This is a genomic window from Neisseria sp. Dent CA1/247 (assembly GCF_022870825.1).
GTDB classification, from domain to species: domain Bacteria; phylum Pseudomonadota; class Gammaproteobacteria; order Burkholderiales; family Neisseriaceae; genus Neisseria; species Neisseria zoodegmatis.
Genome location: NZ_CP091522.1, coordinates 2,012,410 through 2,022,992, shown reverse-complemented (window position 1 = coordinate 2,022,992; position 10,583 = coordinate 2,012,410). Strand labels below are relative to the sequence as shown.

11 protein-coding genes are annotated in these 10,583 nt (G+C 44.2%); 8 read left to right on the top strand and 3 right to left on the bottom strand.

All coding sequences use genetic code 11. The features are described from left to right. The first annotated feature begins 218 nt into the window (after positions 1 to 218). Entirely contained in the window at positions 219 to 1,010 is a 792-nt protein-coding gene (fabI, locus tag LVJ85_RS09960; RefSeq protein ID WP_085364416.1) for an enoyl-ACP reductase FabI, read from the top strand. A 100-nt stretch (positions 1,011 to 1,110) separates the two neighbouring features. Here fabI and tsaD read toward each other — a convergent pair whose 3' ends face one another. Continuing rightward, complete coding sequence (gene tsaD / locus LVJ85_RS09955) at positions 1,111 to 2,175, bottom strand: tRNA (adenosine(37)-N6)-threonylcarbamoyltransferase complex transferase subunit TsaD (protein WP_244739612.1); 1,065 nt, start codon at positions 2,173 to 2,175, stop codon at positions 1,111 to 1,113. A 146-nt stretch (positions 2,176 to 2,321) separates the two neighbouring features. After that, complete coding sequence (locus tag LVJ85_RS09950) at positions 2,322 to 3,011, bottom strand: helix-turn-helix transcriptional regulator (RefSeq protein WP_085364414.1); 690 nt, start codon at positions 3,009 to 3,011, stop codon at positions 2,322 to 2,324. A 300-nt stretch (positions 3,012 to 3,311) separates the two neighbouring features. On the opposite strand from LVJ85_RS09950, the gene LVJ85_RS09945 reads away from it, so the two are divergent. Next, positions 3,312 to 3,578: a hypothetical protein gene (locus tag LVJ85_RS09945; RefSeq protein ID WP_244739610.1), complete on the top strand. Its 267-nt coding sequence runs from the start codon at positions 3,312 to 3,314 to the stop codon at positions 3,576 to 3,578. Between the two features lie 184 nt (positions 3,579 to 3,762). Here LVJ85_RS09945 and LVJ85_RS09940 read toward each other — a convergent pair whose 3' ends face one another. Further along, a complete protein-coding gene (locus tag LVJ85_RS09940) occupies positions 3,763 to 4,284 on the bottom strand; it encodes a co-chaperone YbbN (RefSeq protein WP_244739608.1) in 522 nt (173 codons plus the stop codon). Positions 4,285 to 4,622: 338 nt separating this feature from the next. Between LVJ85_RS09940 and LVJ85_RS09935 the strand changes: the two genes are divergently transcribed. The 6 genes from LVJ85_RS09935 to pilV all read left to right on the top strand — a co-directional run bounded on the left by LVJ85_RS09935 (position 4,623) and on the right by pilV (position 10,583). Beyond that, a complete protein-coding gene (locus LVJ85_RS09935) occupies positions 4,623 to 5,360 on the top strand; it encodes a methionine ABC transporter ATP-binding protein (protein WP_085364411.1) in 738 nt (245 codons plus the stop codon). 1 nt (position 5,361) lies between these two features. Beyond that, complete coding sequence (locus tag LVJ85_RS09930; RefSeq protein ID WP_085364410.1) at positions 5,362 to 6,048, top strand: methionine ABC transporter permease; 687 nt, start codon at positions 5,362 to 5,364, stop codon at positions 6,046 to 6,048. Positions 6,049 to 6,126: 78 nt separating this feature from the next. Further along, the gene (locus LVJ85_RS09925) at positions 6,127 to 7,056 is read left to right on the top strand and encodes a MetQ/NlpA family ABC transporter substrate-binding protein (RefSeq protein ID WP_244739606.1); all 930 of its coding nucleotides are present in this window, start codon (positions 6,127 to 6,129) and stop codon (positions 7,054 to 7,056) included. Positions 7,057 to 7,386: 330 nt separating this feature from the next. Beyond that, positions 7,387 to 8,799: a replicative DNA helicase gene (gene dnaB, locus LVJ85_RS09920; protein ID WP_244739596.1), complete on the top strand. Its 1,413-nt coding sequence runs from the start codon at positions 7,387 to 7,389 to the stop codon at positions 8,797 to 8,799. A 243-nt stretch (positions 8,800 to 9,042) separates the two neighbouring features. Next, complete coding sequence (locus tag LVJ85_RS09915; protein ID WP_244739594.1) at positions 9,043 to 9,762, top strand: Tfp pilus assembly protein FimT/FimU; 720 nt, start codon at positions 9,043 to 9,045, stop codon at positions 9,760 to 9,762. Positions 9,763 to 9,848: 86 nt separating this feature from the next. Continuing rightward, on the top strand, positions 9,849 to 10,583 hold the full coding sequence (gene pilV, locus LVJ85_RS09910) for a type IV pilus modification protein PilV (RefSeq protein ID WP_244739587.1): 735 nt from the start codon (positions 9,849 to 9,851) through the stop codon (positions 10,581 to 10,583).

Sequence of the window (10,583 nt, the reverse complement as noted above, 5' to 3'; positions counted from 1 at the left end):
CAGGGCCTTTTTTTAGCATATATTTATCATCGGAGTTCCAATAATAAGGGGATGTTTATTAAAATTTCTTAAACTGCATTATGCAAAGCTAAGGCTTATAACCAAGATCCATAAATGAAGGTTTTGGCTATACTTTCTATTTTCTATGCTTAACTTACTGATTTTGATATAATGCGCCGTTTAGTTAATCCGCAAAAACACTATTAAGGATAATGAGCATGGGTTTTCTGCAAGGCAAAAAAATTCTGATTACCGGTATGATTTCCGAGCGCTCCATTGCTTACGGTATTGCCAAAGCATGTCGAGAGCAGGGTGCCGATTTGGCTTTTACGTATGTTGTAGACAAATTGGAAGATCGTGTGCGTAAAATGGCGGCGGAGTTAGGTTCCGACTTGGTATTCCGTTGCGATGTACAAAGTGATGAAGAAATCGAACGAACATTTGCCGACTTGGGTAAAGTTTGGGATGGACTGGATGGCTTGGTTCATTCTATTGGTTTTGCACCGCGTGAAGCATTGGACGGTGATTTTTTAGACAGCATCAGCCGAGAAGCTTTTAAAATTGCTCATGAAGTTTCTGCTTATAGTTTGCCTGCATTGGCAAAAGCAGCTCGCCCAATGATGCAAGGTAGAAATGGTTCGATATTGGCTTTGACCTATCTTGGCGCCGTTAGAGCCATTCCTCATTACAATGTTATGGGCATGGCTAAAGCGAGCCTTGAAGCCGGTATCCGCTTTACTGCGGCTTGTTTAGGAAAAGAAGGTATTCGCTGTAACGGTATTTCAGCGGGCCCGATTAAAACATTGGCTGCTTCCGGTATTGCGGATTTCAGTAAACTGCTGAACCATGTAGCATCGCACAATCCGCTTGGCCGTAATGTAACGATTGCAGAGGTGGGTAATACTGCCGCGTTCCTGCTTTCTGATTTGGCTTCAGGTATTACCGGTGAAATCACTTATGTGGATGGCGGTTACAGCATCAATGCACTAAACGATCCTGAAAATATCTAAGTTGGCATTTTCTGAGATGCAAATAAATAAAACACCCGGTATGGCCGGGTGTTTTTATATCAATTGGTTTATCTTCGAAATTAAATCCTAAGGATTTAATTTAAGAGTTCATTATGTCGGTTAGCGGCCATCGCGGTTTGACGTTGAAAACGCCGGCTTTTTGGGCTTTTTGCAGACGCATGGCTCCGGCAAAAGCAATCATAGCTCCGTTGTCAGTACAATATTCCATCGGTGGAAAATATACCTTTACCGGTTCTGGTACAGGTTTGGATTTACCTTTCGTATGGGGCGGTTGTACTTTCAAGCTGCCTAGCGCTTCACGCAGTTTCCAGTTTGCACCAACCCCGCCCGCAACAACCAATGTGCGAAAACCTGTATCAAGTAGTGCTTTATGTGCTTTGGCTGTTAACACCTCCACTACGGCATCTTGAAACTCTCGACATATATCATTGCGGGTTTGGTCGGGTATGTTGCCGTTATTTTCTTCTCGGACTTTTTGAACAGCAGTAAGTACAGCCGTTTTTAAGCCGGAAAAACTCATTTGTAAATCATGGGAGTGCAGCATAGGTCGGGGGAAATGAAACACCTCCGGTATCCCCTCTTTGGCAAGCTGTGAAAGCTTGGCGCCTCCGGGGTAGGGAAGATCCAACAGTTTGGCTGTTTTATCAAAAGCTTCACCGGCTGCATCATCAACACTTTCACCTAACAAAGTATAGTTACCAATATCTTGCACCGCCATGAATTGTGTGTGACCTCCCGATACCAGTAAGGCAACAAACGGGAATGCAGGCCGCTCTTCAGAGAGTAGGGGGGAAAGCAAGTGGCCTTCGAGATGATGAACGGGGATAACGGGAATGTTGAGTGCGAATGCTAATGCGTTGGCGTAGCTTGAACCTGCGAGCAATGCACCGCCCAGCCCGGGGCCTTGTGTAAAGGCTATGGCATCCAAATCGGCATACTGCACTCCGGCTTGCTTTAGGCAGCTTTGTGTTAGAGGAACGAGCCTGCGGATGTGGTCTCGGCTGGCAAGTTCGGGTACCACGCCGCCGTATTCTGCGTGCATGGCCATTTGCGTGTGTAATTGGTGCGCCAATAAGCCGCGTTCTGTGTCGTATAAAGCTACACCGGTTTCATCACAAGAAGATTCTATTCCCAATACCAACATATATAAGGCCGTCTGAAAAATAAAGCCTGCTATTTTAATGGATTCTGATGGAAAGTGTTTGCCTAAACTGAAGGCTGTCTGTTTTTTCAGACGGCCTCAATACCTTGCAATACTTCATTCAGAGAAAATATTTGCTGTCGATGGTTTTAAATGCTACGCCCAAACCATTCAACTCTTCCGATAATGGCGACATCGTCCGTCATCTTATTGAGATTGATTTCAAAAGTAGGATACGCCTCATTGGCCGAAATCACGTTAACGATACCGCCGGGCATTAATTGAAGGCGTTTGACCAATAAATTTTCATTTAAGCGGAGTACATACAGGCCGTCGCGCGGCGTGGTTTCTCCGTGGTTGATCAGTATGGAATCGCCGTCGTTGAGTACGCCTTCCATCGAATCACCTTTTACTGAAATAACGGAAAGATTTTTAGTGTCTCGAGTAACGTAGTTTTCAATCCAATAACGGCGGAATGCCATGCTGAACACGGGTTTTTCATCATCTACCAGCCGGCCATGCCCGGCAGCCGCTTGGATATCATAGCGCGGTACAAAAACAAATTCTTCAATATCAACTGGATTACCTAGTGTGTCTTGTACACAGGCAGCTGTGGCAGTAGAAGCATCGGGGAACGGCTCTCCTTCTCCGGTGAGCAGCCAATCAATACTGCATCCTTTCAATTGCTTGATTTTTTTTAATGTTTCAGCTTTGGGGAGGCCGCCTTCGTTCCAAATGCGACTGAATCCCGCGATAGTCATATCAATGTCGGCGGCAATTTTAGCTTGGCGGGCTTCGTCTTTCCAAAGAAAAGCTAATCTATCTTTAAATGTGTCCATCTTTTATTCCTTGCGGAGTATGTTTTTTTATATTTTCCAACCATTGAACTTTATTTTACTTTAGTTTTGAGTAAAAAGTAAGACAAATTAAAATTAAAATAAGAAAAAGTATTGATTATTTAGATTTGTCTTATTAAAATGTGCTTCATCTGAGATTTAATGAAACTGTAAGTGTGATTTATACGGTTTGGTGTGTTTAATTTTATCTTATTAAATATTTTCTAACTTTACTTTTGAAAAGCTAAAATTTACTTCTCAAAAGTATGCTTGCAGAGATTCAGTTTAGTTGACGGGAGCAATATGATGATGAAGAAAAGTAAGAATTTGGCTTTATTAAGCTTATTTACAGTAGTATTCCTTGTGGCGACAAATGGCTATCAAGAAGCTAAAGCTGCTTTATTCTCGAGTGAATGTGCGGAATTGAATCATGTTGTGTTCGAACAAATGAACTCATCTCAGCAGAGTTTTGCTCAAAAATGTTCTGCGATAGAAGCTGCCCAAGCATGGGAGCAATCTTACGGTGATTTAAATACAGAAATGCTGATGGCAGGTGTAGTGTATGAGTGATGAAAGCCCGCTGAACTAAAATTCTTTTGAAAAATTTAAGAGGGCGTGAATGCTGTGTTTCATGCCCTCTTTGGTTTGACGATGAAAACCTGAGTTGCTGTTATATGGCGACTTTGCAATACGCTTTCATTGCGTTTGACAGTATTGTAGTTGATTTAAATGAGAAAATAGCATTCAAAATACATCACAACTTATTGCGTGCCAACCATTTTTCTAATTCTTCGCGGCTGATGCCGTTGTTATCTTCAAAATCCAATTTATTGAGCTGTTTGCCGTGTCCGTATTTGGCTAAAACAGGTGTGCCGCTTAAGCCGTATTGTGTTTTGAAAGCAGTCCAAGCCGGTTTGTCTTGATTGAGCCTGTGTACATTCACATAGTAGATTTTGTTATGCAACTGATGCTTGTGAATATAGCGTTTGAGCATAGGCTCGAAGGTATTGCAGTCTCCACAGCTGGGGCGGCCGATATAAGCGTAAAATACATCCCCTTTGGCTACTTTGGCTTTAAAATTTTCTACGGTTAAGCTGTTTAAGTCGAAATAAATATCGGAATAGGTGCTTTCCAGCCTTTTGGTATTTTCGGCAGAAAGTTTTACAGCAGTCTCCGCTTCGGATAATTTGTTTTGTAAAGCTTGGATTTCGGCATTAGAGCTACATGCAGTAAGGATGAGGGCTAGGGTGGTCAGCATAATTGATTTTGAAAGCATGATTTCTTCCTCCAACTTTTTGTATCAAAAATAATTTTTACTTCTTTTCATTATAGCTCTCGGGGTGTTTTCAATAAATAAGCAGATGTTGAAGGTTTTCAGACGGCCTGTTGCTCTTGGGATGCCGAGTATATTTTTGTATTTAAATTCACATGTGTAAACTTGATTTAACGGCCGCCTTGCAGTAATATTGCCGAACTGAAATTGATTCGCCGATTTGATACAGCTTGCGGGCGTTAAACAGCTAAAGCGTAAGGTTGCAGTTCGCAGCCCTTCGTTTTGTGATTCCGGCCCGCTGTGTTACACATCGGGCTTTTGTTGTATGTGTTGGAAAGTTTATGATTATTTTGGACAATGTTTCCAAGCGTTATCAAAACCGTGATAAGTCATGGTTTACTGCGGTAGAGCCGACTACGTTGGAAATTAAAGCAGGTGAGATATTTGGTTTGATGGGTTATTCGGGAGCGGGGAAATCCACTCTTTTGCGCTTGATTAACTTATTGGAACGCCCGGATACGGGTAAAGTAACTGTGGGCGGAGAAGAGCTGACTGCATTGAGCGCGGCTGCTTTGCGTAAGGCGCGCCAGAATATCGGCATGGTGTTTCAACAGTTTAATTTGTTAAGCAATAGAACGGTTGCCGATAATGTGGCGTTCCCGCTTGAGATTGCCGGGTGGCCGTCTGAAAAGATTAAAAAGCGTGTTGCAGAGTGTTTGGAAATTGTCGGCTTGGAAAACCGTGCGGAACATTATCCGGCACAGCTTTCAGGCGGGCAGAAGCAAAGGGTGGGCATTGCGCGTGCGCTGGCTTCCAGCCCTAAAGTCATTCTTGCCGACGAACCGACTTCCGCACTTGATCCTGCCACGACCCGAAGCGTGTTGGAATGTTTGGAAGACATCAATAAGCGTTTCAACGTAACAATTGTCATTGTAACCCATGAAATGAGCGTTATCCGTCGCTTGTGTGACCGCGCGGCACTGCTTCATCAGGGAAAAATCGTGGAAGTGGTGAACGTTGAAAATAATCAAATTCATGCACGTTCGGAAATCGGCTGTGAGTTGGTGAGGGAGGATTGATATGGCAGATATGACCTTCGCTCAGGCAGTTGAAAATATTAGCAGCATGCGCGGTGAAATCGTGCAGGCTCTGTGGGAAACCTTCATTATGGTAGGGCTTTCGACCACTTTTGCCACCCTATTCGGCACATTGCTGGGTGTGTTTTTGTTTGTAACGGCCAACCGCCAGCTTCACTATAACCGCCCCGTCAATTTGGTGTGGGACAATTTGGTTAATTTGATGCGCGCCTTCCCGTTTGTGATTTTGATGATTGCTATGATTCCGGCGACGAGAGCGATTGTCGGCAGCACGATTGGCCCGGTGGCGGCTTCGTTGGTGTTGAGCGTTTCAGGTATGTTTTATTTCGCCCGTTTGGTTGAGCAAAATCTTCGTGAAGTTCCTCGTGGTGTGATTGAGGCGGCCAGCAGTATGGGTGCGACTCCGATGACGATTATCCGCAAAGTGTTGCTCAACGAAGCACGTGCGGGCATGGTGTCGAGCATTACCGTGCTGGCTATCGGTTTGTTGTCTTACAGTGCTGCTGCGGGCATGATTGGCGGCGGCGGTTTGGGTGATTTGGCTATCCGTTATGGCTATTATCGCTATCAAACTGAAGTCATTATTTTTATTGTCGCCATTTTGGTGTTGTTGGTTATTTTGATTCAAAGTTTGGGCAATTTTATTTCCCGTAAATTGGATAAGCGGTAAACCTGTTTATAAGGCCGTCTGAATCTTCAGGCGGCATAATCTTACTTTTTACACATTTACCTCAAGGAGTATTTGATTATGCAAGCATCTGCTTTGTTTAAAACTTTTTCTGTCGGTGCAGTAGCATTCGCATTGGCTGCCTGCGGCGGTCAAAGCCAAAAGGAAACGGCTCCCGCAGCTTCCAACGCTTCGGCCGGCGGCGCTGCTGCGGTTGAGAAAAAAGAAATCGTATTCGGTACAACGGTTGGCGACTTCGGCGATATGGTGAAAGAGCAAATCAAACCTTCGCTGGAGAAAAAAGGCTATACCGTTAAGCTGATTGAGTTTACCGATTATGTACGCCCGAATCAGGCTTTGGCGGAAGGTGAGTTGGACATCAACGTATTCCAACACAAACCTTATTTGGACGACTTCAAAAAAGAGCATAAATTAGACATTACCGAAGTATTCCAAGTGCCGACTGCTCCGCTGGGTCTCTATCCCGGTAAATTAAAATCATTGGATGAAGTTAAAGAAGGCAGCAGCGTTTCTGCTCCCAATGATCCTTCCAACTTTGCCCGCGCTTTGGTGATGATGAACGATTTGGGCTGGGTTAAGTTGAAAGACGGCGTTAATCCGTTGACTGCGTCTAAAAACGATATTGCTGAAAACCTGAAAAAAATCAAAATTGTTGAGCTGGAAGCTGCTCAACTGCCCCGCAGCCGTGCCGACGTCGATTTTGCTGTTGTGAACGGCAACTACGCTATGAGCAGCGGCATGAGGTTGACCGAAACTTTATTCCAAGAGCCGAGCTTTGCTTATGTAAACTGGGCTGCTGTGAAAACTGCCGATAAAGACAGCCAATGGGTTAAAGATGTTGCTGAGGCTTATAATTCTGATGAATTCAAGTCTTATGCCAAACAGCGCTTTGCCGGCTATAAATACCCTGCGTCATGGGGCGAGCAAGCTGCTCAAGGTGCTGCTTCAGAAGCGGCTGCTACTGCGTCTGCTGCATCTTCAGCTAAATAATTTGCTTTAGTTTGCTGAACGCCTTTCCTTTTGGAAGGGCGTTTTGTTTTTATTGAAGTAATTTGACATGATAGATCGATGGCTTGTGATATTAGTCCTAGTTGAAGGATGATTAAGGCCGTCTGAAAAATGTATGTACCTTTGCTATGGTTAGATAAACTGACCACAAGGTAAATCAAACATTGATGCTGACTAACGGGTCACGGAGCTTTGCTGATTTAGGCTATAATTTCCCGCTTCTCTTCAATTGATGATTGGACACAATGATTGGCTTTGTGTCTAATGCTGCAAACTAAGTCCCACCATATTAAGGCTTTGAAAGGTAAAACCATGAATGATTACAGCGATATGATGCCGTCTGAAACAGACCGTGAGGTAACGGCCCTTTCACTGCCGCCGCATTCTATGGAGGCGGAGCAGTCGGTGCTGGGGGGCTTGCTGTTGGAAAATGCAGCGTGGGACAGAATTGCCGATGTCGTTAGTGCGGAAGACTTCTACCGCCACGAGCACCGCCTGATTTTCCGCAACATTGCTGCGTTGATTAATGAGAGCCGTCCTGCCGATGTGATTACCGTCCAGGAAGCGTTAGAGCGAAATGATGAATTAGAAGCCGCAGGTGGTTTCAACTATTTGATTTCTTTAGCTCAAAATACGCCGTCTGCGGCCAATATACGCCGCTATGCCGAAATCGTTAGAGAGCGGTCGATTATGCGCCAGCTTGCCGAAGTCGGTACGGAAATTGCCCGCAGTGCATACAATCCTCAGGGGCGTGATGCGGGGCAGCTATTGGATGAGGCCGAAAATAAAGTCTTTCAAATTGCAGAAAGTACGGCCAAGTCTAAACAGGGTTTCTTGGAAATGCCGGCTTTGCTGAAAGAAGTGGTTGCCCGTATCGATATGCTTTATGGGCGTGATAATCCTGATGAAGTAACCGGTATTGCCACGGGTTTTATTGATTTGGACAAAAAAACATCAGGGCTTCAACCCGGCGACTTGATTATTGTGGCAGGTCGTCCGTCTATGGGTAAAACGGCATTTTCTATCAATATTGCCGAACATGTAGCTGTTGAATCAAAACTGCCGGTGGCCGTGTTTTCAATGGAAATGGGCGGCGCCCAGTTGGTGATGCGTATGCTCGGCTCGGTCGGGCGGCTTGATCAGCATGTTTTGAAAACAGGCCGTTTGGAAGATGAGCATTGGGGCCGTCTGAATGAGGCTGTGTTGAAATTAACTCACGCACCGATGTTTATTGATGAAACCCCCGGATTAACGGCGCTGGAGTTGCGTGCGCGCGCACGTCGCTTGGCGCGCCAGTTTAACGGAAAATTGGGGCTGATTGTGATCGACTATCTTCAGCTGATGGCAGGTTCAGGCCGTAGCGATAACCGGGCGGCAGAGTTGGGTGAAATTTCCCGTTCGTTGAAAGCATTGGCCAAAGAGCTGCAAGTGCCGGTTATTGCCTTGTCCCAATTAAGCCGGACGGTGGAGCAACGTACCGATAAACGCCCCATGATGTCAGACTTGCGTGAGTCAGGAGCTATCGAGCAAGACGCTGATTTGATTATGTTTATGTATCGTGATGAATACTATAATGCCGAAACACAATTTAAAGGATTGGCAGAATGTATTATAGGGAAACACCGTAACGGGCCGACCGGAAAAGTATTTCTCACCTTTATCGGCCAGTTTACGAAATTTGAAAATGCCGCATATATACCGGAAGCGGCAATGATGGAAGATTGATACAGATTAAAATGATCAAGAAGACTGATTTCATTTTTTACTAGGTATGCCGTTATATTATCGTTTACAATGGTAAACAAAATTAAACAAAACTATTTAAGGCGGCATTAAGTTAAAAATGAGTCGTAAATAGAGTGGAACATTTTAGTTTGCAAGGTGTTGATATATTTATTTTTTATGCTGTGAACCCCATAGCCGCACCGATACAAACTGCCTCTAAGGCTGTGTAAAACGGCCTTATTCATGAAATACATTACTCCAATAACGTTACCAGGCTCACTTATGCGCTTACGGAATAAAGGTTTTACTTTAGTAGAATTACTGATTGTCATAGCAATTGTCGCCATTATGGCCACAATTGCCCTCCCCAATATGAGCCAATGGATCGCTTCTCGCCGCGCAGCGAGTAAGGCGGAACAGGTGGCCAATCTTTTGCGTTTTGCACGCTCCGAAGCGGTTCGTTTGAATTCTATCGTGTATGTATGTCCTGTTCAAATAAGAAAAGACGGCAATCCTGATAAATATTGCGATATGAAAACCTATGCCGGTCAAGGCTTGGCTGCGTTTGCAGATAATGACAAAAGCGGTTCATACGAGCGGAGTAGAGATACGGATTTGCGTACTGTGATTTTAAATTCTCCTAATAATCAGAGAGTGGCTTATCAGGTTGATAACCATGATTTCAGTACCAAGCATATAGGTCAAAATCAAATATGGGGATTTATGCCGGACGGTACATTCGGTCATAAAGCCAAAGTTACCGATAAATTGAAACCGTCAACAGGGTTTGTGAAAATTTCCCTTACTGATGCCTCGGCTGTCAGCGAAAGCGATAAAAAAGCGCGTTCTACCATCGTTATACTGGATAGTGCCGGCCGTGCAACCGTTTGTTCGGGCAATTCAGACGGCAGCACAGGTGCTCAAGACGTTATGAAAAAATTATGTCAATTTAAGAGTGTTTAATAGTTCATTATAGTTATAAACGCTTATGCCTGAATCAAGCTGAATCTTTTCTCATTATTTATGATAATCAAACAAGAATCTTAAAAATGAAAGTCCCTAACAATTCATTGATAAAACTATATACAGGCCGTCTGAAAATCCGGCAGCGCGGTATGACATTAATAGAAGTACTGATAGCGATGTTTGTGCTGGCGATAGGCGTATTGGCTTTACTTTCCACCCAATTAAGAACGGTAGCCAGTGTTCACGAGGCCGAGAGTCAAACCATTGTTGCTCAGGCCGTTCAGAACTTAATGGAAAGTATGTTGATTAACCCTACATTGTGCAGCAAGGACAATCTGGGGGATTCCCGCTGTACCGGTAAAGTAAACGATCAAACTCCGGAAGGCTGGGTAGTGAAAAGTTATGACAACAATAAAATTTTTGTGGAGGGGAATGCCGGTGCGATAAGTTATCGATTTTCAAATCCTATTAAAGTCAGGTCTTGCCGACAAAGCAGATGGTGCCAACCCGATAGTGTCCCTTCTTTAAATAAAAGGCAAATATTGGAGGATCATTTGGGCCGTTTCGAATCAGCCCTTTCCGAGGCATTACCAAATGCAAATATTTGGTACATCATTTGCAACGATAATTCAGGCCGTGAGATGACTATTTCAAATAATGCTGCCACCCCCAGCCACCTCTGTTCGCGAAACGACAACCATCCTTTGGTTGTGAAAGTGTTGTGGGAAATGGAAGCGGAAAAAGTGGAAAGTAATCAAGCTTTGAAAAGTAACGGTAAAAAAATCGTTTACACCTATCAGGCACGCTTGGCGGAGTGA

Bases quoted from the DNA above. Each gene is read 5' to 3' on its own strand.
- fabI (WP_085364416.1), top strand. From the start codon at position 219: ATGGGTTTTCTGCAAGGCAAAAAAATTCTGATTACCGGTATGATTTCC.
- tsaD (WP_244739612.1), bottom strand. From the start codon at position 2,175: ATGTTGGTATTGGGAATAGAATCTTCTTGTGATGAAACCGGTGTAGCT.
- LVJ85_RS09950 (WP_085364414.1), bottom strand. From the start codon at position 3,011: ATGGACACATTTAAAGATAGATTAGCTTTTCTTTGGAAAGACGAAGCC.
- LVJ85_RS09945 (WP_244739610.1), top strand. From the start codon at position 3,312: ATGATGATGAAGAAAAGTAAGAATTTGGCTTTATTAAGCTTATTTACA.
- LVJ85_RS09940 (WP_244739608.1), bottom strand. From the start codon at position 4,284: ATGCTTTCAAAATCAATTATGCTGACCACCCTAGCCCTCATCCTTACT.
- LVJ85_RS09935 (WP_085364411.1), top strand. From the start codon at position 4,623: ATGATTATTTTGGACAATGTTTCCAAGCGTTATCAAAACCGTGATAAG.
- LVJ85_RS09930 (WP_085364410.1), top strand. From the start codon at position 5,362: ATGGCAGATATGACCTTCGCTCAGGCAGTTGAAAATATTAGCAGCATG.
- LVJ85_RS09925 (WP_244739606.1), top strand. From the start codon at position 6,127: ATGCAAGCATCTGCTTTGTTTAAAACTTTTTCTGTCGGTGCAGTAGCA.
- dnaB (WP_244739596.1), top strand. From the start codon at position 7,387: ATGAATGATTACAGCGATATGATGCCGTCTGAAACAGACCGTGAGGTA.
- LVJ85_RS09915 (WP_244739594.1), top strand. From the start codon at position 9,043: ATGAAATACATTACTCCAATAACGTTACCAGGCTCACTTATGCGCTTA.
- pilV (WP_244739587.1), top strand. From the start codon at position 9,849: ATGAAAGTCCCTAACAATTCATTGATAAAACTATATACAGGCCGTCTG.